24 protein-coding genes are annotated in these 24,804 nt (G+C 65.2%); 12 read left to right on the top strand and 12 right to left on the bottom strand.

Annotated features, from left to right (window positions below; translation table 11 throughout):
• Window positions 1-24 precede the first annotated feature (24 nt).
• Complete coding sequence (locus M3I56_RS17590) at window positions 25-912, bottom strand: NAD(P)H-binding protein (RefSeq protein WP_254355076.1); 888 nt, start codon at window positions 910-912, stop codon at window positions 25-27.
• Between the two features lie 204 nt (window positions 913-1,116).
• Here M3I56_RS17590 and M3I56_RS17585 point away from each other — a divergent pair, with 204 nt between their 5' ends.
• On the top strand, window positions 1,117-1,983 hold the full coding sequence (locus tag M3I56_RS17585) for a helix-turn-helix transcriptional regulator (protein WP_254355075.1): 867 nt from the start codon (window positions 1,117-1,119) through the stop codon (window positions 1,981-1,983).
• A 44-nt stretch (window positions 1,984-2,027) separates the two neighbouring features.
• On the opposite strand, the gene M3I56_RS17580 is transcribed toward M3I56_RS17585, so the two are convergent.
• From M3I56_RS17580 to M3I56_RS17560, 6 genes are all read right to left on the bottom strand, one after another.
• Complete coding sequence (locus M3I56_RS17580; RefSeq protein ID WP_254355074.1) at window positions 2,028-3,011, bottom strand: MDR family oxidoreductase; 984 nt, start codon at window positions 3,009-3,011, stop codon at window positions 2,028-2,030.
• A 46-nt stretch (window positions 3,012-3,057) separates the two neighbouring features.
• On the bottom strand, window positions 3,058-3,693 hold the full coding sequence (locus tag M3I56_RS17575) for a TetR/AcrR family transcriptional regulator (protein WP_254355073.1): 636 nt from the start codon (window positions 3,691-3,693) through the stop codon (window positions 3,058-3,060).
• A 57-nt stretch (window positions 3,694-3,750) separates the two neighbouring features.
• A complete protein-coding gene (locus tag M3I56_RS17570; protein WP_254355072.1) occupies window positions 3,751-4,410 on the bottom strand; it encodes a hypothetical protein in 660 nt (219 codons plus the stop codon).
• Between the two features lie 119 nt (window positions 4,411-4,529).
• Window positions 4,530-5,117 (bottom strand): flavin reductase family protein, encoded by a 588-nt coding sequence (locus tag M3I56_RS17565; RefSeq protein WP_254355071.1) that lies wholly within the window; start codon window positions 5,115-5,117, stop codon window positions 4,530-4,532.
• A 75-nt stretch (window positions 5,118-5,192) separates the two neighbouring features.
• A complete protein-coding gene (locus M3I56_RS41085) occupies window positions 5,193-5,318 on the bottom strand; it encodes a hypothetical protein (protein ID WP_302056878.1) in 126 nt (41 codons plus the stop codon).
• Between the two features lie 184 nt (window positions 5,319-5,502).
• Window positions 5,503-6,453 (bottom strand): DMT family transporter, encoded by a 951-nt coding sequence (locus tag M3I56_RS17560; RefSeq protein WP_254355070.1) that lies wholly within the window; start codon window positions 6,451-6,453, stop codon window positions 5,503-5,505.
• A gap of 116 nt (window positions 6,454-6,569) precedes the next feature.
• Between M3I56_RS17560 and M3I56_RS17555 the strand changes: the two genes are divergently transcribed.
• Together M3I56_RS17555 and M3I56_RS17550 are read left to right on the top strand one after the other, a co-directional pair.
• Window positions 6,570-7,376 carry a helix-turn-helix domain-containing protein gene (locus M3I56_RS17555; RefSeq protein WP_254355069.1) on the top strand — a complete coding sequence of 269 codons (807 nt, stop codon included), beginning with the start codon at window positions 6,570-6,572 and terminating at the stop codon, window positions 7,374-7,376.
• Between the two features lie 87 nt (window positions 7,377-7,463).
• Window positions 7,464-7,682, top strand: coding sequence for a hypothetical protein (locus M3I56_RS17550; RefSeq protein ID WP_028207581.1), 219 nt, complete (start codon window positions 7,464-7,466; stop codon window positions 7,680-7,682).
• Window positions 7,683-7,764: 82 nt separating this feature from the next.
• Here the strand turns inward: M3I56_RS17550 and M3I56_RS17545 are convergent, their stop codons facing one another.
• The 4 genes from M3I56_RS17545 to M3I56_RS17530 all read right to left on the bottom strand — a co-directional run bounded on the left by M3I56_RS17545 (window position 7,765) and on the right by M3I56_RS17530 (window position 12,980).
• Window positions 7,765-8,958 carry a porin gene (locus tag M3I56_RS17545; protein ID WP_309249164.1) on the bottom strand — a complete coding sequence of 398 codons (1,194 nt, stop codon included), beginning with the start codon at window positions 8,956-8,958 and terminating at the stop codon, window positions 7,765-7,767.
• Window positions 8,959-9,090: 132 nt separating this feature from the next.
• Window positions 9,091-10,446 carry a cytochrome c gene (locus M3I56_RS17540; protein WP_254355067.1) on the bottom strand — a complete coding sequence of 452 codons (1,356 nt, stop codon included), beginning with the start codon at window positions 10,444-10,446 and terminating at the stop codon, window positions 9,091-9,093.
• Between the two features lie 8 nt (window positions 10,447-10,454).
• Window positions 10,455-12,230, bottom strand: coding sequence for a GMC family oxidoreductase (locus tag M3I56_RS17535; protein ID WP_254355066.1), 1,776 nt, complete (start codon window positions 12,228-12,230; stop codon window positions 10,455-10,457).
• On the bottom strand, window positions 12,231-12,980 hold the full coding sequence (locus M3I56_RS17530; protein WP_254355065.1) for a gluconate 2-dehydrogenase subunit 3 family protein: 750 nt from the start codon (window positions 12,978-12,980) through the stop codon (window positions 12,231-12,233).
• 309 nt (window positions 12,981-13,289) lie between these two features.
• On the opposite strand from M3I56_RS17530, the gene M3I56_RS17525 reads away from it, so the two are divergent.
• The 8 genes from M3I56_RS17525 (at window position 13,290) to M3I56_RS17490 (ending at window position 23,350) form a co-directional block, all read left to right on the top strand.
• On the top strand, window positions 13,290-14,237 hold the full coding sequence (locus M3I56_RS17525) for a dihydrodipicolinate synthase family protein (protein WP_254355064.1): 948 nt from the start codon (window positions 13,290-13,292) through the stop codon (window positions 14,235-14,237).
• Window positions 14,238-14,278: 41 nt separating this feature from the next.
• Window positions 14,279-15,859: an aldehyde dehydrogenase (NADP(+)) gene (locus M3I56_RS17520; protein ID WP_254355063.1), complete on the top strand. Its 1,581-nt coding sequence runs from the start codon at window positions 14,279-14,281 to the stop codon at window positions 15,857-15,859.
• Between the two features lie 273 nt (window positions 15,860-16,132).
• On the top strand, window positions 16,133-17,233 hold the full coding sequence (locus M3I56_RS17515; RefSeq protein ID WP_254355088.1) for an ABC transporter substrate-binding protein: 1,101 nt from the start codon (window positions 16,133-16,135) through the stop codon (window positions 17,231-17,233).
• 109 nt (window positions 17,234-17,342) lie between these two features.
• Window positions 17,343-18,422 carry an ABC transporter ATP-binding protein gene (locus tag M3I56_RS17510; protein ID WP_254355062.1) on the top strand — a complete coding sequence of 360 codons (1,080 nt, stop codon included), beginning with the start codon at window positions 17,343-17,345 and terminating at the stop codon, window positions 18,420-18,422.
• On the top strand, window positions 18,419-19,300 hold the full coding sequence (locus M3I56_RS17505; protein ID WP_254355061.1) for an ABC transporter permease: 882 nt from the start codon (window positions 18,419-18,421) through the stop codon (window positions 19,298-19,300). Before M3I56_RS17510 ends, M3I56_RS17505 begins: the two co-directional genes overlap by 4 nt.
• Window positions 19,300-20,226 (top strand): ABC transporter permease, encoded by a 927-nt coding sequence (locus M3I56_RS17500; protein WP_254355060.1) that lies wholly within the window; start codon window positions 19,300-19,302, stop codon window positions 20,224-20,226. Before M3I56_RS17505 ends, M3I56_RS17500 begins: the two co-directional genes overlap by 1 nt.
• Before the next feature lie 44 nt (window positions 20,227-20,270).
• Window positions 20,271-22,022, top strand: a complete 1,752-nt coding sequence (gene araD, locus M3I56_RS17495; RefSeq protein WP_254355059.1) for an L-arabinonate dehydratase — start codon at window positions 20,271-20,273, stop codon at window positions 22,020-22,022.
• 119 nt (window positions 22,023-22,141) lie between these two features.
• Window positions 22,142-23,350, top strand: a complete 1,209-nt coding sequence (locus M3I56_RS17490; RefSeq protein WP_254355058.1) for a porin — start codon at window positions 22,142-22,144, stop codon at window positions 23,348-23,350.
• A 16-nt stretch (window positions 23,351-23,366) separates the two neighbouring features.
• On the opposite strand, the gene M3I56_RS17485 is transcribed toward M3I56_RS17490, so the two are convergent.
• On the bottom strand, window positions 23,367-23,513 hold the full coding sequence (locus M3I56_RS17485; protein ID WP_254355057.1) for a hypothetical protein: 147 nt from the start codon (window positions 23,511-23,513) through the stop codon (window positions 23,367-23,369).
• Between M3I56_RS17485 and M3I56_RS17480 the strand changes: the two genes are divergently transcribed.
• On the top strand, window positions 23,512-24,711 hold the full coding sequence (locus M3I56_RS17480; protein ID WP_254355056.1) for an amidohydrolase family protein: 1,200 nt from the start codon (window positions 23,512-23,514) through the stop codon (window positions 24,709-24,711). The genes M3I56_RS17485 and M3I56_RS17480 overlap by 2 nt on opposite strands.
• The last annotated feature ends 93 nt before the right edge of the window (window positions 24,712-24,804 follow it).

Below are 24,804 nucleotides of genomic sequence, written 5' to 3'. Positions count from 1 at the left end.
TTTTTTGTCATTGCGGCGTGCGCGCTATTGGCTGTTGAATTTCGCAACGAGCGGGCCAAACACGTCGCTTAGCGCGGTCGTGCCGAAGCGCCGCTCGCTGCGGCTCGCTTCCACGTCGATGCGGCCGGTGTTGTATACGTCGTAAAGATCGGTGATGAGCCGGCCGTGTTTCTCGCTGAGTCCGGCTTTGAGAAGCATGGGGGCCCACGATTCGCGCGGCAGCGCATGAGGCGTGATCGTGCGGCCGCTCGCAGCGCTGAGTGCGGCCGCAATGTCGTTCACGCTGACCCTCTGCGGTCCTTCGATGCTCACGATTCTCGGCATGCCGGACTGATGCGATTCGAGCAGCAGCGCGGCGCTCGCCGTGCCAACGTCCTGTGCGGCGACCGTGGGAAAGCGGCGCTCCAAAGGCAGATGGAGGCTCGGCAGCGTACCGGTTGCGAGCGCGCCGGGAATGAATGCCGCCCAGTTCTGCATATGTTCCGCCGAGCGCAGCAACACCAATTGCGTGGCAATGGGCTTCAGCTGCTTTTCCAGGTAGTGATACAGCCGCGTGATGCCCGTATTCAACGGCAATTCCGCGCCATAGTCCGAAATGGCGAGCAGCGTGGCGGGCGGGTTTTCGCGCAGGGCGTCGGTCGCGACGTCGATCATCGTGCGCATGGTCGTTTCCGGATCCGTATCACCGGATGGAACGGGGCATAGCAGCTGGACGGCGTGAGCGCCCTTGATCGCGGCCGCGACCGACTGCGCGTCGGTCAGATCGGCGAGCACGATTTCGCAGCCCAGCCCCGCAAGACTTTCGCCCTGGCGAGCGTGGCGCACCACGGCGCGCACGGGTTTGCCCGCACGACGCAACGCCGCGGCGGTGACCCGCCCGGCCTTTCCCGATGCTCCAAAAATCACGAACATGATCGCTTTCTCCTGGTGTGCGTGGTCTGCGTCATCGTAGGTAGACGAACGCCGCATGGCGCGCAGGAACGGATGGCGTTGCGCAGAAACGGATGATTGAATACGTCCACCATGGCGCGGTGCGCGAGCGTGGCCGTAATCCAGTAAACTGGCCGCAAACATCGCACGAATTCCCGCACGGCTTGAGCGTCGAAAAGGATTGTCATGAGCGCACTGACTGCAGATTCGAACCGGCACGCCGGAGCAAGCGTCAGCCTGCGTTCGAGCGCCGGATTGGGCTGGCATGGCGGTGGCGCCGAACTGCTGCGTGTGAGTGCGGGGCAGCATCGCTTGCCCGCGATGGCGGATCACCGCATTGGCATTCATGTCGGCACGCCGGTGCGTGCGCGATGCGCGTGCGACGGCCGCCGTCAATCGCGGCTTCAGGCGCACGGCGACGCGGATGTAGTGCCCGCCGGGGTCGAAGGCGTATGGACTGATGACGCGGACTGCACGATTCTGCGCGTGTGGTTCGACGACCGCTTCGTGCGATCGATTGCGGACCAAATGGAGAGCCCGCTGGGTAAGCGCGAGATCCGGCCGCATCTGCAGTTGCGCGACCCGCGCATCAATTCGCTGGCGGGCGCGCTGCTGGCCGAGATCGAGGCGGGAACGGCTTGCGCCCCGCTATTTGCCGAGAGCATTTCCACGGCAATGGTCGTGCGGCTGCTCGGCGGCACGGGCGCGCCAGGAGGCCGGGGTGCAGCCGTGCTTGCGGCACACAAAGCGGCGCGCGTGACCGATTACATCGAGAGCCATCTCGATCAACGCCTCACACTCGGCGAACTCGCTGCGCTCGTCGACCTGAGCGTGCCGCATTTCAAGGCCCTGTTTCGCGAAACGCTGGGCATGCCGGTGCATCAATATGTCGTGCGGCGGCGCGTCGAACGCGCGAGGGCGCTGCTTATCGAAGGCAAACTCAGCCTGAGCCAGGTGGCGCTCGAAGCGGGGTTCGCGCATCAAAGCCATATGGCGCACTGGATGACGCGGCTTCTCGGCGTCACGCCGCGCGCGTTCGCGAAGGGTTCGTGAACGCGGCGCAATCGTGAAGCGTTGAATCGCCGCGGCTGCGCACGTTACCGGTTGACGTCCACCACGAGCCGCCCGCGCACCTGCCCGGCGAGCAGATCGCTTGCGGCCGCAATGGCCTGGGTGAGGTCGATCTCCCGCGTAATCGTGTCGAGCTGCTTCAGATCGAGCGCCTCTCCCAGCGCGTGCCAGGCTTGCTGCCGCTGCGCAAACGGACGCGTGACGCTATTGATGCCCAGCAGGCTCACGCCGCGCAGAATGAATGGCGCGACCGTGGCGGGAAGGTCCATACCCTGCGCCAGGCCGCAGGCAGCCACCGCTCCATCCGCGCGCAGGCTTGCGCAGACATTTGCCAACGTGTGGCCGCCAACCGAATCGATCGCGGCAGCCCAGCGTTCTTTTTGCAGCGGGCGGCCCGGCTCCGATAGCGAGGCGCGGTCGATGACTTCGATGGCGCCGAGCTGCTTCAGATACTCCGCTTCCTGCAGCCTGCCGGTCGACGCCACCACGCGATAGCCTCGGCTCGTGAGCAATGCAATGGCAAAGCTGCCCACGCCGCCGCTCGCGCCCGTGACGAGCACGTCGCCGTGTGCGGGCGTGATGCCGTGCCGTTCCAGCGCGAGAATGCAGAGCATGGCCGTATAGCCGGCTGTGCCGACTGCCATCGTTTGCCGCGGCGTGAAGCCCGCCGGCAGCGGAATGAGCCAGTCGCCATTGACGCGCGCCTTCTGCGCCAGGCCGCCCCAATGTTGTTCGCCAACGCCCCAACCGTTGAGCACGACCGCGTCGCCCACCGCGTAGGCAGGGTTCGCGCTTTGCGCAACGGTCCCTGCGAAATCGATGCCCGGAACCATGGGAAAACTGCGAACGACAGGGCCTTTGCCCGTGATCGCGAGGCCGTCCTTGTAGTTCAGCGTGCTGTAGCCGACATCGACGAGCACGTCGCCTTCCGGCAGGCGCGCGTCGTCGAGTTCGGCAATGCGCGCGTCATACGATCCGGATTCCTTATCAATCAGAATGGCCTTGAACATGATGGGTCGTGCTCCTGAAACAGTGAACGGTTGGCATTGACGCGCCTCACGCGCGCGGCAACCCCGCGATGAAGCCGATGAAGAATGTGTCGAGTGGAGCCGCACTGCGCACGAGCCTCGCGCGCAGCACGGCGCCTTCCCAGCCAATCCAGAAGAAAGCGGCGAGTGAAGCGAGGTCGATTCGCTTTGCGAGCACGCCTTCGCGCTGGGCCTCGCGCAGGCACGCCACGATGCGCGCCTGCCAGCCCTGCAGAATGCGTTCGAGCGTTTCGCGGAAGTCGTCGGGCAGGATGTCCACCTCTACGCCGAGGTTGCCGACGAGGCAACCGCGTGTGTAGTGGTGACGTGCCATGCCTTTGCTGGCGTCTTCTACGAAGGCGCCAAGCCGCTCCAGGGCAGGGCGCGTGTCGTCCTGCAGCCAGTGGTCGAGCTTCGCGCAGAAGTACGCGTCGTACGCGGTCATCAGCTCGCGCCCGAATGCTTCCTTGCTGTCGAAGTAGTGATAAAACGAGCCTTTGGGAATGTTCACCCGCTTGAGCACGGCATCGAGCCCCGTGGCCGCGAAGCTCTGTTCGGTCAGTATTTCCATGCCGGCGCGAATGAGCGATGCACGTGTGTCGGCATGCGCGCTTGGGTCTTTCGGCGGCCTGCCGCGGCGCGGTTTGGCGATGGTCGGTTCCATGTCGCCGATATTAGACCGATCGTCTATGAAATTCAAGCACGCAGTTGTGTTCGGGCGCTAGTGGGCCAGCGCTTCCAGTTCTCCCCGCAGCACGCCCCACAACGTGCGGGCGGCCAACAGGAGCAGCAGTGGCGTGACCGTCGCGAGCAGAAAGATCGCGATGCCGTGCGTGATGGGGCCCACCACGAGAGCCGGAAGGGGCAGGTGATCGCGAGATAGCGCAACCGGCCGACGAGCACCGTGAGCAGGAACAGCATGAGCATGTAGAGTGTGCTGACGCTGACTGAGCCAGCGCATGATCACGAACCACGCAAACACGATCATGCCGATTGCGCCGACGATCCACACCGCGCGCGCGAACGGCACGCTCAGGTCGGCAAGCGGGATAGGTAGCAAAAGCAGGCTGATGAACAGGGTCCCAAAGAGATTGCCCGCAATGGGATGATTGAATTCGGCTTTCACGGCATCGGGGCCGGTGACCCATTTCACGGCGTAGCCGAAGCCGATCATCAGGAACGCCAGCACGGCGAGCACGCCGATCAACTGGGCGATCCACAGCGGCATGCCGTACATGCGATGCGCGAGGCGCCATGCCGACGAGAGCCCGGCAAGCCCCATGACCGACCCGAACAGCGCGACGGGCAGGTAACCGAGTTGTCCGGCTTGCGCGGTCGCCTTCGGGCTGCCATACGAGGCCGGCGTATCGAGATCGCTCATGCGTGGCTCCTGGCCGTTTGAAAACACCGCGTTGGATGTTTTAAAATGTTTGCAATGCGAATTATTTGTGGCGATTTCGCGCCACACGCGATCATAGCGGCCCGATCGCGTTTGCGCGCTTACGCGAGTTCGCGCGCCTTGATCGTGTCGCCGGCGCGCACGAAATTGCCGGCGCCCAGATGGTGGATCGTGTGCAGGTCCGCGTTGCTGCTGTCGAGTTCCCAGTGGCCATTGCGGAAGGCGCGCGGGTCGGCCGCGGCGGCGATCACCTCGGCGAAGCACGTATCGTAGGCGTCTTCGGTATGCCGCTCGGGAATCAGGCGGCATTCCATCCACGCGGAGCAGCCTGTTTCGAGCAGGGGCAAGCCGAGCTTCGGGCCGGTTATGGCGGCGATATCGAAGCGCTGGAACTTGTCGGTCTCGCGGCCGCTCACGCTGCCCACGGCATAAGTCAGGTCGATTGCGGCTGCGCCCGGAATGATCACGCCGAATGTGCCGCTCGCGTTGATGAGTTCGCGCGTGAAGGTGCGCTTGTCGATCACGATGGCGATGCGCGGCGGCGTGAACTCCACGGGCATCGACCACGCGGCCGCCATGATGTTGCGGCGCTTGCCGTCGCTGCTGGTGACGAGAACGGTCGGGCCGTGATTGATGAGTCGGCTCGCGTGTTCGAGCGCGATGGGCGTAAAAGTCGAGAGGGTTTGCATCGGGGGTTGGCTTCGCGCTGAGTCGGAACCCGAGCGACTTTACCTCAGAAAGCCGAGGCTTGCGGCGCGACGCCGTTACCCTGGCGGCTCAAGCGAGCCGCCAGGCGTGGCAGGCGGCAAATTCGCCTGCAGATAAATCGACATCGGCGTTTGCAACGGCAGGCTCGCGGCCGCAAAACTCGTGACGGTTTTCGTGCGCATTTCACATGGCATCCAATTTCTGTGTACTCGATCACCGCGTGTCGAGCCGCACGGTGATGCGGCGATCTTCGCGCGCCAGCAGCGCGATCCCGAGTATGTGGTCGTGCGCGAACTGCCGGTGGGCAAGCGCGGCGACGCGGTGGCTTAATCGCGCAGGACCGTATTCACGCGGCTGGAGATCGAATCAGGATGCCTGAGCGCCCCTTGCGTTGGCGGTACGGCGGCCGAAAGCCTGGCGGACCCAACTTTGCGCGTTCACCACCAGCAGGCCGAACAAAACGAGCGCCGAGCCAAACAGGAACGCGGGCTCCACGCGCTCGTGCAGCAGCACGACGCCGAACGCCACGCCGAACAGCGGCGTCATGAACGACAGAATGCCGAGGCGCGCGGCCAGATAGCGGCGCAGCAGCCAGAACCACACGAGATAGCTCACGAACGAGACGAGCAGGGTCTGGAATGCGATAGAGGCCAGGGCGAGCGGCGTGGCGTGAAAGTGCGCCTGGCCGGTCAGGAACGCGAACGGCACCAGCACGACGAAAGCGCCCGCCAGTTGATAGAAGAGCGTTTGCGTGGCGGGCGCCTCGCTCAGGCGGCTCGTCCGCACGACGACGGTGGTGAGCCCCCACGCCGCGCCTGCACAAACACCCATGAAGTCCCCGAGCAACCACAACGGCGAGCCCGGTATGTCGGCGCCCAGCAGCGCGGGGCCGAGGAACGTGATGGCGATGCCCGTGAAGGCGATGGCAATGCCGCCCCATTGGAACCGCGCAAGGCGTTCGTCGGGCAGGCGCACATGCAGGCCGATTGCCGCGAACATCGGCGCGGTGTAGAGAAACACGGCCATGTGCGAGGCGTTGGTCCAGCGCAGGCCCATGGCGACGAACACGAATTCGAGCGCGAACAGGCCGCCTGTGACGAGCCCGGCGCCGCGCGCCACGCCAGGCAGCCAGCGCTCGCGCGAAACGAGTTGGTTGAAGAGCCACACGAGTGCCGCCGCCACGCCCGAACGCAGCCCGATCTGCAGCATGGGCGGGATGTCCCCGGCCACCGCCTTGATCGCGACCTGTTGCAGACCCCATGCGAGGCAGAGCGCCACCATGATGGCCACGGCCGTTGCGTCGACTTGCTTTCTCATTGCGGGCTCACTGATTTGAAGGATTCGGCTGAAGTTTGGTGGCAGTGGGCGTAGTATTGATGCGTCGGGATGCGCGCATATAGCGCAAAACTGACAATCGATAGCCCCAGACCGCCATGCCCAAATCACCCGACCGTGCTCGCCCGGCGCGCTACCTGCGCCTGCCGCCCTTCACCGACGTGCTGCCCACGCCCGTGTTCTTCCGCATGGAGCACATGCCTTCGCACGCCACCTATCCGCAGATGTGCCACCCGTGGGGCGAGTTCGTCTACGCGTTCAGCGGCACGACCGAGGTGAAGGCGGGGGACGAGCACTACATCACGCCGCCGCATCTTGGGCTCTGGATCGCACCGGGCACCGAGCACGTGGGCTTCAACGAGCAGGAGACCGTGCATTGCTCGGTGTACATTAGTCGCGACCTGTGCACGCGCATGCCGGCGACGAGCTGCGCGGTGATGGTGTCGCCGCTCGTGCGCGCAATCCTCGAGCATCTGCGCGTGACGCCGGCGCAGGAGGAGGGCGAGGTGCAGCGCGCGCGTCTGTTGCGCGTGCTCGTGGATCAGCTGTCGACCTGCGCGACCACGGGCAGCTTCGTGCCGCATACCGAAGACGCCGATCTCAACGCGATCCTTCAGGTGCTGCGCCAGAATCCCGCCGACAATCGCTCGCTTGCTGAGCTCGCCGATGCGTTTCACATGAGCGAGCGCACGCTCATGCGCCGCGCGCAAAACGAGCTGGGCATGTCGTTGACGGAATGGCGCCAGCGCATCCGGCTCGTCAACGCGCTGCCGATGCTGCATGCGGGGCGCAGCGTCGAGGCCGTGGCGCTGGATCTGGGGTACGCCACGTCGTCGGCGTTCATCGCAATGTTCCGACGATTGACGGGCACGAGTCCCGGGCAGTTCGTGGCGCGTACGCGTTGAGCATAGGGCTGCGCGCAACGATTACCAAACCTCACGAAACCCCACAAAACCCTAAAGATTCCCCGTGCGCGCGCCGTTAGAGCAGGCATGAAAGCCCTACTCACCCAAACCGACGCACGCTTCATCCTGTCGATTGCCCTCGAACTGGCCGAGAGCCAGGCCGCCGCGGCCGGGGTTCAGCTCGAATCGGCGGCAGGATCGGCGATTACCGACGACGTGATCGTCGCTACACTCTCGCAGTTCGCACCGACCGTGACGATCGACGAGTTTTATGGCCTGCTGGACCGGCCCGAGGTGCTGCACTGAGCGGCGGCGCGGCCGAAAATAAAGGGTGCTCATGGCATGAGCACCCGCGATTTCGTTGCACCAGCAACGAAGCTTTAGATTATTAGAACTTCTGACGCAAGCCCACGCTCACAATGGCTTGCGACTGCGTGGCCGACGAGTGGCCGTTGCCCTTGTCGGACACCGAAGCGGTCGCCGCGACCGGATTGCCGGCGGCGTCGAGCGTCATGCCCGATGCATGCTGGTAGCCCGCGAGCAGATACACCGTCGAGCGCGTCGAGAGATCGTAGGTCGCGCCCACCGAAACGTTGTGGTACTGCGCGTCCTGATCCACGCCTTCCACGGCGCTGCCACGCGTATAGCTGTAGCCCGCGAACAGATGCGTGCGCGGCTGCACGTTCCACTGCGTGAAAATGCCCGCGATATTGAAGATCGCATTTCCCGAGAACAGCGAATTCGCGCCCGAGCGATATTGCACGTTGCTGTAGTTCACGCCGACCACGGCGGCACCGAAGTCCCACGTCGCGCCCGCCGCCACCACCTGCTGCGATTGCGCGCTCGCATAGCCTTCGTTGATCGACGAGTTGAACGTGCCGTCGTACGTGCCTTGCCACTTGCCGTAGGTGGAATCGTCGAGGCCGGTCTTGCTGTTGTCCGAACGCTCATACCCAACGCCCATGCGCAGCGGGCCGTTTGCGTAGCCCGCGCCCACGCTCCAGGTGTTCTTGCGCTTCATACTGCCTGCCTGGCCGCCGAAACCGTACAGCGCGCCGAACGTGAAACCCGCGTAATTCGCGCTCGTGTACTTGATCGAGTTGTCCACGCGCGTGGTCTGGTCGAGGTCGTCGATGTCGCCCGGATGCGCGCCGTAGCCGCCGATGTAGTTCACGGGCGCGACCGGCCCGACGAAGTCGTCGAGCGAGGTGTACTGGCGGCCCATGGTGAGCGAGCCGTAACGCTGGTCGGAGAGGCCCACGAAGGCCTGGCGGCCGAACAGGCGCCCGCTCTGGCCTGAGGTGCCGTTCGTGATGTCGAAGCCGTCTTCGAGCAGGAAGATGGCCGCGAGCCCGTTGCCCAGGTCTTCCTTGCCCTTGATGCCCCAGCGGCTGCCCGAGAGGTTGCCGGTGGAGAGGCCCACGTTCGAATGGCCCGTGTAGGCGCCGGTGGTGCCGGTGCGCTCGTTGCTGCGATACGTGATGCCGGCATCGGCGATGCCATACAGCGTGACCGACCCTTGCGCCGAGGCGATGCCGGCGAGCGAGAACAGGACTGGTGCGGCGAGCAGGTGTTTTCTCATCATTTGTTGTTTCAACGTCTAAAGATCGCCTGGTGAGCGATTTCTGGTTATGCGCGCACGCGCCTGCGGTCTCGCGAACGAGACGGCAGGCGTGAAACGCGGGGGGGAGAGAAAAGGGCGGCGCGGGGCGCGCTAGCGCTTGAGCGTTGCGCCGGGCGGCAGCGCCGGCGTGCTCACGGTGACGGTCTTGCGGACCTTCGCGACGTCTGCGGCGCTCACTGGCGCGCCAGCGTTGCCCCAGCTCGCACGCACGAAGGTGGACACGTCGGCCACTTCCTGGTCGGACAGACGCCAGCCGAACGGCGGCATCGTGAACGGCGAAGGCGCCGATTGCGTGCCTTCGAGCGTGTTGCCGCTGAGCAGTACATGAATCAACGATGTGGGGTCCTTGCCCTGCACGACCGGGTTGCCGCCGAGCGCGGGGAATACGCGCGTGTAGCCGCGTCCGTCGCTGCGGTGGCAGGCCATGCAGTTGTCGCGATAGACCGCTGCGCCGCGTGCGTTCGCGTCGCCGTTTTGCAGCTTGTGCGCGGCGGCGGGATCGTAGGCATACGCGGTTTCCTTCGGATCGCTGGAGGGCAGCGTCTTGAGGTAGCGCGCAATGGCGAGCAGGTCCGCGTCGTTCATGTGCTGCATGCTGTGCTGAACCACGTCGGTCATGCCGCCGAAGGCGGCCGTATGCAGATTGCGTCCCGACTTGAGGAACTGCACGATGTCGTCCTCGCTCCAGTTGCCCAGGCCCGTGCGCGGGTTGCCGCGCAGGCTGGAGGGGACCCAGCCGTCGATCGGGCCGCCGCCCGCGAGGAAGTCGTCGCCTTCGAGGTCGGTAAGCGCGAGTTCCTGCATCGTGCGTGCGCGCGGCGTGTGGCACGCGCCGCAGTGGCCGAGGCCCTGCACGAGATACGCGCCGCGCGCGACGATCGCATCGTTGTAATGCGAGCCATCGAACGCCTGCACCTTCGGTGCGAACAGCATGCGCCAGGCGCCGAGCGGCCAGCGCATCGAGAGCGGCCAGGGAATGTCCACGGCGCGGTTCTGTGCCCGCACGGGCCCGACGCCGTGCATGAAGTACGCATAGAGCGCCTTCATGTCGTCGTCGCTCAGACGTGCGTACGAGGGGTAGGGCATCGCGGGGTAGAGCGTTTCGCCATTCGGCCGCACGCCCTGGCGCACGGCTTTGGCGAAGTCGTCGTAGCGCCACTTGCCGATGCCCGTGTTCGCGTCGGGCGTAATGTTGGTCGAGTAGATCGCGCCGATCGGCGTGTCGAACTTCAGGCCGCCCGCGAAGGGCTTGCCGCCCTGTGTGGTGTGGCAGGCAATGCAGTCGCCGGCGCGCGCGAGGTATTCGCCATGCGCGACGAGCGCCGCGTTCGGCAGGTCGGCCGCGCATGCCGCTTGCGCCGTGAATGACGCGAGGGTCGCGAAGGCCGCGCCCGAAATCGTTGCGCGTGCAACGTTCTCGCGCAGGGAGACAATGATCTTCTTCATGCGGCTCTTCACACGCTCACCAGGGGGCCGGGGTTCTTCAGATACTGGTTGCGAATGGCTTTCGCGCTCCAGTAGGCGAGGGCGACGACGAGGCCGGTCGGGTTGTAGCCGATCCCCTGCGGGAACGCGGAGGCACCCATCACGAACACGTTGGGCACATCCCAGCACTGCAGATAGCGGTTGATGACGCTGGTGTTCGGGTCGGTGCCCATCACGGCCCCGCCCACGAGGTGAGTGGTCTGATAGCGGCGCGAGTCGAAGTGCACGCCGAACTCGCGCGTGTAGACATTGATGGCCTTCGGGCCCATCGCCTCGGCGATCTTCTGCATCTGGCCCGTCACGTACTGCGCCATCTTGATGTCGTTGTCCTTCCAGTCGAAGGTCATACGCAGGAGCGGCTGGCCGTACGAGTCGCGATAGGTCGGATCGAGGTCGAGGTACACGTCGCGGTACGACATGTTGGAGCCGTGCGCGTCCATCGAAATGGTGTGCGCGTAGTGGTCCTTCACGGCCTTCTTCCACCCGGCGCCCCAGTCCGGCGTGCCCGCGGGCGTGGCGATGCCGCTGATCGGCTTCACGCCCGCCTGGTTCACCCAGAGCGGCGAGCCACCCACGAAGCCGGGCGGCCCGTGGTCGAAGTTGTCGGCGTTGAAGTCGTCCACGGCCACGCCGTTGCCGCCCGCGCCGATGAACGGGTTCGTCCACGTGTCCTTGTCGAAGAACGCCGTGATGGTCGAGAGGTTCTGGTACGCGAAGTTGCGGCCCACCACGCCCTCGCCCGAAACCGGGTCATAGGGCTTGCCGATGCCCGAGAGCAGCAGCAGATGTACGTTGTGGTACTGAAACGCCGAGACGATCACGAGGTCGGCGCTCTGGAACACTTCCTGGCCCGCCGGATCGATATACGTCACGCCCGTGGCGCGCTTTCTGGTGTCGTCGAGTTCGACGCGCAGCACGTGGCATTTCGAGCGCAGTTCGAAGTGCTTTTCCTGCTTGAGCGCGGGCAGGATGTTGAGGTTCGGCGAAGCCTTCGAGTACATGTAGCACGCGTAACCGCTGCAAAAGCCGCAGAAGTTGCACGGGCCCATCTGCACGCCATAGGGGTTCGTGTACGGCCCCGACGTGTTCGCCGAAGGCAGGCGGTAGGGGTGCAGCCCAATAGACTTCGCCGCGTCGGAGAAGCGCTGCGCCGAATACGTATTCAGTTGCGCGGGCAACGGGAAATTGTCGCTGCGCGCGGCTTCGAACACATTGCCGTCGCCGACTACGTTGCCCTTCACCTTGTACGCCTGGCCCGACGTGCCGAACACCTTCTCCGCGAAGTCGAAGTGCGGCTCCAGTTCGTCGTAGGTGACGCCGTAGTCCTGGATCGTCATGCCTGCGGGGATGAACTTCCTGCCGTAGCGCTCTTCGTAGTGGCTCTTCAGGCGCAGCTCTTCGGGCGTGATGCGGAAATGCACGCCCGACCAGTGCAGGCCCGCGCCGCCCACGCCTTCGCCGGGCAGAAACGCGGCGAGCTGGCGGTAGGGCAGGGCCGTGTCGTTCACGCCGTGGCGGATCGAGACGGTGGTCTTCGAAAGATCGAGGAAGAGCTTCTTGCGGATGTTGTACGTGAGCTCGTCGATGGTGTTGGGGTACGCGCCGTCCGGGTAGGTGTCGCGATACTCGCCGCGCTCGAGCGCGACCACGTTCAGGCCCGCTTCGGTCAGTTCCTTCGAGAGGATCGCGCCGGTCCAGCCAAAGCCGATCACGACGGCATCGACATGAGGTTTCTTGATTGCCATTTACGTACGCTCCCCATTGATCGAGACCGGGCCGTACGGATAGGGCTTGCCGTTCTGGTTCACGAAATCCATGAAGTCGGCGCGTGCGCCGGGGAAGCCGATCATCTTCCACGCGGCCATGTTGCGGTTGCCGCCGTGTATCGGGTCGCAGAAGTAGCCTTCGCGCGTGTTCTGCAGCAACTGGCCGAAGAACACGGAGGCCGGCACGCCGTCCAGTTCGACCTTGCCCGCTTCGAGTGCGGCCAGCACGCTGTCGCGCGTGCTGGCGTCGAGCGCGTCGAAGTCCTTGCCGTAGGCCTTCGTGCAGTACGCGTTCACGGCCTTGATGCCGAGCCGGTAGATGTCGCGCGGCACGAGCTTCAACTGATAGCCGAGTTCGGGCACGCCTTGCTGGAACGGCCCCTGCATGTACCAGAGCGCGCCGTGCGCGTAGGGCGTGTCCATCTGCCGGTCGATGAATTCGGGCACGCCGGTTTCCAGCGCGCCGGGGCCTTCGGAATCGGCGGGAATCAGACGGTCGGCGGCGGCTTCGACGAAGGCCCACTCGCGCGCGTCGAAGAAGCGCGGCTTGTAGGCCGCGGCCTGCCCGGCTTCGGGCCTGGCGTTGGGCGCCGCGGCGGCGCTGCCTGGCGCGGCGGTTTCGCTCGACGGCGCTTTGCCGCCCTCGCAGCCCGCCAGTGCGCTGGCGGGCACGAGCACCGCTGCCGTGCGCAGGAAACCGCGGCGTGTCGTGAGAGGAGATTCAGACATTGTGGGATTCTGTATGAGTTCGGCGCGGTGTGGTTCGACCGTGTCCGCGTAGCCATCCTGAGCGCTGCGCGTGACATCCGCCGCGGCGGCCACGGAACGGGGATAATAACTGGAACCGGTTCCACGATTGGAGCGCGATTCTACAATATTCCTTTACGGGGCCGGTTCCGGGCGCGCAAGGGCGGGCGGACCCTGGTTGTCGTATTCCCCGAACAAACCCTAACAAATACAACAAGTTGTTTGACAACTACGGCGGACCGATGCTACTGTGCAAGCTATTGACAACCCTCCATCCCAGCACGAGGCCTCATGAACGTGTCCCCGATTGTCGAGAGCGAATTCGCCTCGACTGTGATGGCAGTGCCGCCGCTCGCACGCCGCCCCGACTTCTCCCTCGACGTCGAACAGAACCGCAAGCTGATCCGCCATATGGAAGCGGGCGGTATCCGCACGCTGCTGTACGGCGGCAATGCGAACCTGTACCACGTCGCCGTGAGCGAATTCCGTGAGTTGCTTGACATGCTCGCCGACCTCACTGCGCCCGAAACGCGCGTGATTCCGGCCATCGGTCCCGACTACGGCAAGATGCTCGACCAGGCGCGCATCCTCGCGCAAACGCAATACAAGACGGCCATGGTGCTGCCGCTCTCCGGCTTCACCACGCCCGCAGGCGTCGAAGCCGGCCTCGCGCGCATCGCCGACGCCGCGGGCATTCCGCTCACGCTCTATATCAAGAGCGAAGACTATGTCGACGTCGACACGCTCGTGCGCCTGATCGACCGCGGTACGCTCATTGCGGTCAAGTACGCCATCGTGCGCAAGGACCCGGCGAACGACCCGTATCTGCGCCGCCTGCTGCAGAGCGTGCCGGCCTCGAAGGTCGTCTCGGGCATGGGCGAGCGTCCGGCGCTGGTACACGTGCGCGACTTCGGTCTGGCTGCCTGGACCACGGGCTCGGGCTGTATCGCTGCGAACGCCATCATGGCGCTGCTGAAGGCCGCGAAGGAAGGCCGGGCGGAAGAAGCGCAACGCCTCTACGATGCCTTCATGCCGCTCGAAACGCTGCGCGACAACATCTCGCTCATCCGCGTGCTGCATGACGCCGTGACGCTCTCGGGCATCGCCGACATGGGCCCGATCCTGCCGCTGCTCTCGCAGTCGCCCGCTGAGGCGCTGCCGGCGATCGGCGACGCCGCCAAGGCGCTGCTCGCGTTCGAGCAGAAGCGGGTCGCAACGGCCCAGACCGCCAACGCATAAGCGGCGCGTCTGGCACAAGCAAGCAATTGAACGGAGCGAACATGCAGATTACTGGAGCCATGCTCTTGGGCGCGCAAGCGGTGCGCGGCGAGGCGGGCGAGATGCGCGCCTTCGCGCCCGCGCTCGGCAAGGAGCTCGAGCCGTCGTTCGGCCTCGGTGGCAAGGCCGAAGTCGCGCGCGCCTGTGAACTCGCGGCGCAGGCGTTCGACGCCTTGCGCGCCGCCCCGCACGAAACGCGTGCGCGCCTGCTCGAAGCGATCGCCGAACGCGTTCTCGGCATCGGCGACGCGCTGATTGAGCGCGCGCATCTCGAATCGGCGCTGCCCAAGGCGCGCCTCGAAGGCGAGCGCGGCCGCACGGTCGGGCAACTGCGTCTTTTCGCGTCGCTCGTGCGCGACGGCCGCTGGTGCGGCGCCGTGCTCGACTCGGCGCTGCCCGAGCGCAAGCCGCTGCCGCGCTCGGATCTGCGCGCGCATCGCATCCCGCTCGGCCCCGTGGCCGTGTTCGGCGCGAGCAACTTCCCGCTGGCGTTTTCGGTGGCGGGCGGCGACACGGCCTCGGCGCTGGCCGCCGGCTGCCCGGTCGTCGTGAAGGCGCACCTGGCGCATCCGGGCACCTCGGAACTCGTGGGCCGCGCGATCCAGCAGGCCGTGGCCGACGTCGGCTTGCCTGAAGGCGTGTTCTCGCTCGTCTTCGGCGGCGGCAACGAAGCGGGCGAAACGCTCGTGGCGCATCCGGCCATCAAGGCCGTGGGCTTCACGGGTTCGCGCCGCGGCGGTCTCGCGCTTTCGCACATCGCGGCCGCGCGAGCCGAGCCGATTCCGGTCTACGCCGAAATGAGCAGCATCAACCCGATGTTCGTGCTGCCCGCGGCGCTGGCCGCACGCGGTGAAGCGCTCGCGCAAGCCTTTGTCGATTCGCTCACGATGGGCGTGGGCCAGTTCTGCACGAACCCGGGCCTCGTGCTCGCGATCGACTCGCCGGAACTCGACCGCTTCGTGAAGGCGGCGAGCGCCGCGCTCACGCAGAAGCCCTCGCAGAGCATGCTGACGGCCGGCATCGCCTCGACGTATGGCGAAGCCGTGGCGGCGCGCAAACAGCTGCCGGGCATCGAGAATCTGGCCGAAGGCACGAAGACGGACGCGCATTGCGACGCGCTGCCGGTCCTCTTCAAGGCGAGCGCCGAGCAGTTCCTCGCCCAGCACGCGTTGTCGGACGAGATCTTCGGGCCGACCTCGGTCGTCGTCGCGTGCCGCGACGAAGCCGAACTCGCGCGCGTGGCGGAGCACCTCGAAGGCCAGCTCACGGCGACGCTGCACATCGACCGCGACGACTACGCGATGGCCGCGCGCCTTCTGCCGATTCTCGAGCGCAAGGCCGGCCGCATTCTCGCGAACGGCTTCCCGACGGGCGTCGAAGTCTCGTATGCGATGGTTCACGGCGGTCCGTTCCCGGCCACCTCGGACGCGCGCTCGACTTCGGTGGGCGCGATGGCGATCGAGCGCTTCCTGCGTCCGGTCTGCTACCAGGACCTGCCGGCCGAACTTCTGCCAGTCACACTGCAGAACGACAATCCGCTCGCGCTGTGGCGTTTGCGCGACGGCGAGCTGGTAAAGCAGTAATCCCGCGAAAGCGGTCAGGAAAGCGCCTGCAGAAGCCTTGCAGGCGCTTTCTCCCGGAGGAGTCCGACAAGAGGCTCACAGTAGTCTCACAAAGAGCCTGACGTTGCTTGACAACTTGGTGCGTGGTTCGGCATCCTGTGTCCGGCCTGGGCAAGACAGGAATGGTCGCGCTAGAACAAATTCCATAAACAGATGTGAGGAGATGCGATGTTCGATGGACGCCTGAAGGCCAGCGTGCTGGCCGTGTGTGTGGCGGCCGCCGCGGCGCTCGGCATGAGCGCGGCAAAGGCCGATCCCGTTTCCCTGAACATAGTCGACGTGGCCGGTAACCTGCAGCTCACGCAGAAGGCCTTCGAAGCGTTCAAGGCGAAAAACCCGAATCTCGTCTCCAATATCACCTACACCAACGCGCCCGCGCCGCAGTTGCCTGGCAAGATCAAGGCAATGCAGGCCGCCGGCCGCGCCGACATCGATCTCGTGCTGACGGGCACCGACGCGCTCGCCGCCGGCATCGAACAGAACCTGTGGATGAAGCTGCTGCCCGATCAGCAGGCCGCGCTGCCGGGCGTGCTCGACAAGTACGCGCCGGGCCCGCGCAAGATGCAGGACCTGGCGCAAGGCTACGGCCTCGAAGTGTCGTACATGCCGGCCGGTCCGCTGATCGAATACAACCCGGCCAAGGTCGCGAAGCCTCCGCAAACGCCGCAGGAACTGCTGGCGTGGTGCAAGGCGAGCCCCGGCAAGCTGATCTATGCGCGTCCGGCCAACTCGGGTCCGGGCCGCACGTTCCTGATGGGCCTGCCGTACCTGCTCGGCGACAAGAACCCGCAAGACCCGATCAACGGCTGGGACAAGACCTGGGCGTTCCTGAAGGAGCTGAACTCGTGCGTGCCGTACTACCCGGGCGGCACTTCGGCGGTGATGAAGGAACTGGGCGAAGGCACACGCGACATGACCGTGACCGTGACGGGCTGGGACATCAACCCGCGCGCGCTCGGCATCGTGCCGGCCGACTTCAAGGTGCAGGCATTCAACAACATGACGTGGGTGAACGACGCCCACTACATGGTCGTGCCGAAGGGCGTTTCGAAAGAGAAGCTCGCGGTGCTGCTCAAGCTCATGAACTTCATGCTCGAGCCGCAGCAGCAGGCCATGACGTATGACGACGGCTACTTCTATCCGGGCCCGGCAGTGAAAGACATCACGCTGCAGATGGCGCCGAAGGAAAGTCAGGACGTGATCGCGAAGTACGGCCGCCCCGAGTACGCGAAATGGCTCACAGCCTATCCGCATGTCCAGCCGCTTTCGGCGCAGGCGATGGTCGCGGCGTTCCAGAAGTGGGACCGCGAAGTCGGTTCGCAGAAGTCGCAGTAACGAGAGGAAGAATCAGCAATGGACGGACGGTGTTCGAGTACCTCATTCGGTTTGAGCGCCGTCCGCGTTCCATTCGTACGTAGTTGATCTTGTTGGTCAGGAACGTGTCATGAAGCATTCTTTCGATCGTCTGCGCCTCGATTCGGTGGGCCGTAGCTTCACCAACGCAGAGGGGACGCAGCTCGCCGCGCTGCGTGGTCTCGACCTCGACATTCGCCGCGGCGAATTCATCGCGCTGCTCGGGCCTTCGGGCTGCGGCAAATCCACGGCGCTCAATTGCATCGCCGGTCTGCAACCGCTCACGAGCGGCAGCATCTGGCTGGACGACCTGCGTATCGACGTGCTGCCGCCCGAGAAGCGCGGCTTCGGCATGGTGTTCCAGAATTACGCGTTGTTCCCGCACATGACGGTGCTGGAAAACGTCGGCTTCGGCCTGAAGATGCAGGGCGTGCCGCGCGAAGAGGCGAAGCGCCGCGCGCGCGAGGCGCTACAGCTCGTGCAGCTCGTCGGTCACGAAAACAAGCTGCCGGGCCAGCTTTCGGGCGGCCAGCAGCAGCGCGTGGCGATTGCCCGCGCCATCGTCATCGAGCCGCCGCTCGTGCTGATGGACGAGCCGCTCTCGAACCTCGACACCAAGCTGCGCATCGAAATGCGCGCGGAAATCCGCCGCATTCACGGGCAGCTCGAACGCGCCACGATTTACGTGACCCACGATCAGGACGAAGCGCTTTCGATGGCGGACCGCATCGTCGTGATGAGAGAGGGCGTCGTGCAGCAGGTGGCGACGCCGAAGGAAGTGTATAGCCGCCCCTCGAATCTGCACGTTGCGCGCTTCATGGGCTTTCGCAATGTGCTGCCGTTCGCCATTACGGGCGAGCAGGGCGGGCATGTTGCGATGTCGTCGTCGGGCATCACGCTCACTGGCGTGCCGATGGGCGAACTGGGCGGCGGCGAAATTTCCGTGGCCATGCGCCCCGAAGATTTCGAGCGCGCCAACGCGGGCGACGCGAACGCCTTCGACGTCGAAGTGGAAATGGTCGAATACGGTGGCCGCGATTCGCTGCTGCTCGCCAACGCGCCGTTCGGCAAGCTGTGGGCGCGTGTGGAAGGCGAATTCGAAGCGGGCGAGCGCGCGACGCTGCGCGTCGCGCCTTCGCACGTGCTGGCCTACGCGGAGCGTGCGTCATGAGCACGCTCATTCCGACGCTGGCCAAGGCGCCGCGCGATTCGCGCGGCTGGCTCGTCACGCCCGCGCTTGGCTTCATCATCGCGATGTTCCTCTATCCGTTCGCCTACGGCCTCGTGCTGTCGTTCAGGCCGATGAACGGCGGCGGCATGTTCGCGAATTACTTGCAGTTCATTCACGACCTCTCGTTGTGGCCCACGGTGTTCGTCACGCTCAAGCTGGCGGTGCCCGCGACGATCATCAACGTCGGGCTCTCGCTGCCCGTGGCCTTCGCGCTGCGCCGCAAGTCGCCGTATCAGAAGCTCGTCACCACGCTGCTCGTGATTCCCGTCACGCTCGGTACCGTGCTGATCGCCGACGGCATGCTCAGCTACTTCGGCCCGAACGGCTGGTTCCCGCAGGCGCTGCACGCGCTGCATCTGTATACGAACGAAGAGATTCGTCTCACGCACAACTACTGGGGCGTGCTGATCTCGCTGATCGTTTCGGGTTTCCCGTTCGCGTTTCTGCTCACGCTCTCGTACGTCACCGGCATCGACCCGACGCTCGCGCATGCGGCGGCCACGCTTGGCGCGGGCCCGTGGCAGCAGTTCCGGCAAATCTATCTGCCGCTGCTCGCGCCCGGTCTCACGATGGCCGCGTGCCTGTCGTTCGTGCAGGCGTATTCGGTGTTCCCTTCTGCGGTGCTGCTCGGCGCGCCCGCGGGTCCCACGCGCGTGATCTCCATCGCGGCTTCCGAAGCGGCATTCGAGAGCTATGACTACTCGCTCGCCTCGACCATTGCGATCGTGATGGGCTTCGTGCAGTTGATCGTCGTGGCCGCGATGCTGAGCGCGAAGCGCTACTTCTACTCGGGCCCGGTGAGCGGAGGGAAAGGCTGATGACCGCACATCAACGTAACGCGTCCGGCCTCGGTACGGGTGCGCAGGCGAGCGAGGAACGTAGCGCTCCTGCCGCCGACGTTGCGCAGGCAAAGCCCGCTTCGCGCCTGCCCGATGTGCTCTGGAAAGTGTTCGTCTGGGGCGGCGTGGTGTTCTTTCTGCTCAACGTGGTGCTGCTGATTGCTACGGTGGGTGTGAACTCCATTGCCACGCGCTGGTTCGGCACGCCGCTGCCGCAGGGCTTCACGCTGCACTGGTATGCGCAGGCGTGGCGCGACTTCCAGCTTTCGAGCGTGCTGTGGGTGACGTTCGAAGTGGTCGGCTCGGTCGTGCTGCTCTCTATCGCGCTGGGCGTGCCCGCCGCGTACGCCCTGGCGCGCGCGCAGTTTCCCGGCAAGCGCATCGCCATGCTCGTGTTCCTGCTGCCGCTCATGGTGCCGCCCGTCACGTACGGCATTCCGATGGCGACCGCCATGTACCAGTTTGGCCTCGCGGGCACGCTGCCCGGCGTGATCCTCGCGAACCTGGTGCCCGCGCTGCCGTTCGTGATCCTCGTGATGACGCCGTTCATCGAGCAGATCGATCCGAACCTCGAGTCGGCCGCACGCATTTTCGGCGCTAACACGCTGCGCTATTTCCGTTATGTATTGCTGCCGCTCCTCGTGCCGGGGATGCTGGCGGCGGGGCTGCTCGTGCTGGTGCGCACGATCGGCATGTTCGAACTCACTTTCTTTACCGCTGGACCCGACACGCAAACGCTGGTGGTCGCGCTGTACTACGCCGTCTTCTCGACGGGCGTGCGTGCACCGCAATCCATCGATGCCATGGCGATGATCTACATGGCCATTACACTTGCGTGGGTGCTGGTGGCCCTGCAGTTCGTCAGCCCGACACAGCTCGTGTCGCGCGTGAAGGAGCAGCGCTAGGCCAGCGCCGGCGGCTTTACTGGAAACACCTGGAGCAACGCAAGATGAGCAAGAAGCGAAAGACCCCCGAAGAACTGCGCAGCCACCGCTGGTATGGCGTGAACGACCTGCGGTCGTTCGGCCATCGCTCGCGCACCGCGCAGATGGGCTACAGCCGCGAAGAGTACGCGGGCAAACCGGTGATCGCCATCCTCAATACGTGGAGCGAGATCAACCCTTGCCATACGCACTTCAAGCAGCGCGTGGAAGAGGTCAAGCGCGGCATCTGGCAGGCAGGGGGTTTCCCGATCGAGCTGCCGGTGCAAACGCTTTCCGAGCCGTTCCAGAAGCCCACCACGATGCTCTATCGCAACTTCCTCGCCATGGAAGCGGAGGAGACGATCCGTTCGTACCCGGCCGACGGCGTCGTGCTGATGGGCGGCTGCGACAAGACCACGCCCGCGCTGCTGATGGGCGCGATCTCGATGGATCTGCCGACGATCTTCCTGCCCGCGGGTCCGATGCTCAACGGCAACTGGAACGGCGTGACGCTCGGTTCGGGCTCGGACACCTGGAAGTACTGGGCCGACCTGCGCGCGGGCAAGATCACCGATGAGGACTGGAAGGGCGTGGAAGGCGGCATCGCGCGCTCGCCGGGCCACTGCATGACGATGGGCACGGCATCGACGATGACGAGCGCCGCGGAAGCACTGGGCTTCACGCTGCCGGGTTTCGCCTCGATTCCCGCGCCGGACTCGCGCCACGCGCAGATGTCGGCAAAGACGGGCATGCGCATCGTCGAGATGGTGTGGGAAGACCTGAAGCCTTCGGACATCATCACGCGCAAGTCGGTCGACAACGCGGTGACCACGTGTCTCGCGCTCTCGGGCTCGACCAACGCGATCGTTCACATGATCGCGCTGGCGCGCCGCGCCGGTGTCGATCTCACGCTCGCGCAGTACGATGAAATCGCGCGCCACACGCCGGTGCTCGCGAACATCCGCCCGACCGGCAAGTACCTCATGGAGGACTTCTACTACGCCGGCGGCCTGCGCGCGATGCTCAAGGAACTCGGCGACCTGATCGACGGCACGCAGATGACCGTGAACGGCAAGACGCTCGGCGAAAACATCGCCGACGCCGAGATCTACAGCGAAGAGGTGATCTATCGCCGTGCGAAGCCGCTCATGCCGGATACGGGCCTCGCCGTGCTGCGCGGCAATCTCGCGCCCGACGGCGCCGTGATCAAGCCGGGCGCGGCGGAAAAGCACTTGCACGTGCACACGGGCAAGGCCGTAGTGTTCAAGGATTACAACGACATGGCTGCGCGCATCGACAGCGAAGAGCTCGACTGCGACGAGAACAGCGTGATCGTGCTCCAGCACGCAGGTCCGGTCGGCGCGCCCGGCATGCCCGAGTGGGGCCAGCTGCCGATTCCGCAAAAGATTCTGCAGAAGGGCGTGCGCGACATGTTGCGTATTTCCGACGCGCGCATGAGCGGTACGAGCTATGGCGCGTGCGTTTTGCACGTGGCGCCGGAATCGTTCATCGGCGGTCCGCTCGCCCTCGTGCAGGACGGCGATCTGATCGAGCTGAGCGTGCCGGAGCGCCGCCTGAATGTGCTGATTTCGGACGAGGAAATGGCGCGCCGCAAGGCCGCATGGGTCGCACCGGAACCGCGCTTCAGGCGCGGCTACGGCGCGATGTACCAGATGCACGTCATGCAGGCCAACAACGGCTGCGAGTTCGACTTCATGCAGCGTGACGGCGTGGGCGGCTCGTGCGCCAGCGCGGGCGGCGAACCCGAGATTCACTAATGAGACACATTCGGCAAGGAGCGCTTCAGGGGTGATGCGCTCCTTGCCGGACAGGAGGCAAGGTAGCAACCAGGGTTTTAACGAGTATCAAACCACAACGACTAAAGATAGGACTACCGATGAAAAAAACTATCCTCGCTTCGGCGCTTGGACTCGCCGCGCTGGGCGCACATGCGCAAAGCAGCGTCACGCTGTACGGTATCGTCGATGCCGGTATTGGTTATCAGAGCAGCTCGGCCAAGCTCGGCAGCAATGCCGGCGGCGCCTCTGTCGTCAAGATGGTGCAGGGCGTGTGGGCCGGCTCGCGTTTCGGCTTGAAGGGCAGCGAAGATCTGGGCGGCGGCACGCGCGCAATTTTCCAGTTGGAAGAAGGCTATAACTCGGCAACCGGCGCGCAATCGACTCCGAACCTGATGTTCAGCCGTGCCGCATGGGTTGGCGTTGCGAACGCGAACTATGGCACGCTGACGGCTGGCCGACAGTACGCGCCGTACTACACGCTGCTCTCGCCGTTCAGCCCGACCACGTGGCTGACCGGCGCATACGGCGCGCACCCGGGCGACATCGACTCGATGGACACGATCTATCGCATCAACAACTCGCTGGTCTATACGTCGCCGAACATCGCAGGCCTGACCTTGAGCGGCATGTACGCACTGGGCGGCGTGGCGGGCAGCACTGGCGCTGGCCAGACGTGGAGCGTGGCCGCGCAGTATCTGCATGGTCCGGCAGGCATTGCGGTGGGCTTCGAGCGCCTGAGCAACGCGGCGAACGGTGGCGGCCCATGGGATGCGAACTCGACGGCGAACAGCGCCGGCGAGCCGGGCGTTTCGGCGCTCACCAACGGCTTCCAGTGGGCGCAGACGCAACAGCGTCTCGCCGTGACGGCTGGCTACCAGTTCAGCTCACAGTGGGACATCTCGGTGGCCTACTCGAATGTCCAGTACATTCCGGGTGTGAACTCGCGCTTCGTCGACACGCAGATCTGGAACACGGGCGGCGTCGTGCTGCACTACAAGCCGCTCACCGTGCTCGACCTCGCGGCTGGCTTCTCCTATACGCGGGCGACCAAGGCCAACGGCATCCAGAGCTCGGCTTCGTACGCACAGTACAACCTGTCGCAGTACTACACGCTGTCGAAGCGCACGGGTATCTACTTCGTCGAAGCGTACCAGCGCGCGGGCGGCCAGACGCTGGGCACGCCTGGCGCGACCGGCGCGAGCAGCATCATCAACGCAACGGCCGACATCGGCGACGGCCAGAACAGCGCGCCGTCCTCGTCGCGCAGCCAGGTTGCGGGCGCGATCGGTATCGTTCACCGCTTCTAAGTCCATATCGAAGTCTTCACGCTCCGAAAGCAGTATGTTCGGCGGTGCCGGGTTGATAACCGGCGCCGCCGTTTTTTTTGCGGGCAGAGGTAGTAGAACCTCTAATCTTTGAATATCCGGCCGAATCGATAAGATCCTGCGATGCTTCAAGGAGAATCGGCATGACATTCACGACTTCCGCACTTCATCTCTCCAACGTCAGGCTGGCCGACGGCCAGCACGTTGGCGTCGCGCTCGCGGGTGGCCGCATCGAGGCAATCGGACCCCATGTCGCCGCACAGCCGGGCGTGGCGGTCGTGGACGGCGGCGCAGGGTTGCTGCTGCCCGGTTTCGTCGAAGGCCACACGCACCTCGACAAGAGCAACTGGGGCCGCCCGTGGTATCGCAACGAGGTTGGGCCGCGGCTCACCGACCGCATCGCCAACGAGCGCGAATGGCGCAGGACCTCGGGCCACGATGCCGCCGCCCAGTCGCTCGCGCTGGCGCGCGCATTCGTGCAGGCCGGTACGACGCGCATGCGGACCCACGTCGACATCGACACCGACGCGCAATTGCGCTACCTCGAAGGCGTGCTCGCCACGCGGCAGACGCTGCGCGATGTCCTGGACCTGCAGATCGTCGCGTTTCCGCAATCGGGCATGCTGATCCGGCCGGGTACGGTGGAACGGCTCGACGGCGCACTGGCGGCCGGCGCCGACGTGCTCGGTGCGCTCGACCCGGCGCTGATCGACGGCGATCCCGTGGCCTCGCTCAATGCCACGTTCGAACTGGCGGATCGCCATCGCAAGCCGATCGATATTCATCTGCACGAACCCGGCGAGGTTGGGGCGTTTACGCTGAAACTGCTGCTCGATCGCGTGCAGGCGCTTGGCATGCAAGGTCAGGTGGTCGTGAGTCACGCGTTTTGTCTGGGCGCGTTGCCGGAGCGCGAGCGCGACGCATTGATCGACCGGATCGCGCAACTGCGCGTGGCGCTGCTGACGAGCGCGCCGCCTTCGTGCCCGGTTCCGCCGCTCAAGGTCTGCCGCGAGAGGGGCGTGACGGTGTTCGGCGGCAACGACGGCATTCGTGACACGTGGTCGCCGTATGGCGTGCCCGACATGCTCGAGCGCGCCATGTTGATCGGCTTGCGCTACGACTTGCGGCGCGACGACGATATCGCGATCGCATTCGACTGCGTGAGCGATGCCGCCGCGCGTGGCTGCGGTTTTTCCGACTATGGCCTGCGCGTCGGGGCGCGTGCGGACCTCGTGGTCGTGGACGCGGAGAGCGTCGCGCATGCCGTCGTCGCGCGGCCCAGGCGCAAGCTGGTCGTCGCGAACGGACGCGTCGTCGTGCGTGACGGCGAGTTGACCGTGTGAATGTTCAGTAGGACATGCAGCACGTCGACGTGCTGGATCCTCAAAAAAGGCGCTTCGCGGATTGCCGGGGTAGGGCTCTGTTCGACCCGCAAG

This window comes from Paraburkholderia sp. CNPSo 3281, assembly GCF_024206515.1.
GTDB classification, from domain to species: Bacteria; Pseudomonadota; Gammaproteobacteria; order Burkholderiales; family Burkholderiaceae; genus Paraburkholderia; species Paraburkholderia nodosa.
This window is presented reverse-complemented; position numbering and strand designations above follow the sequence as displayed.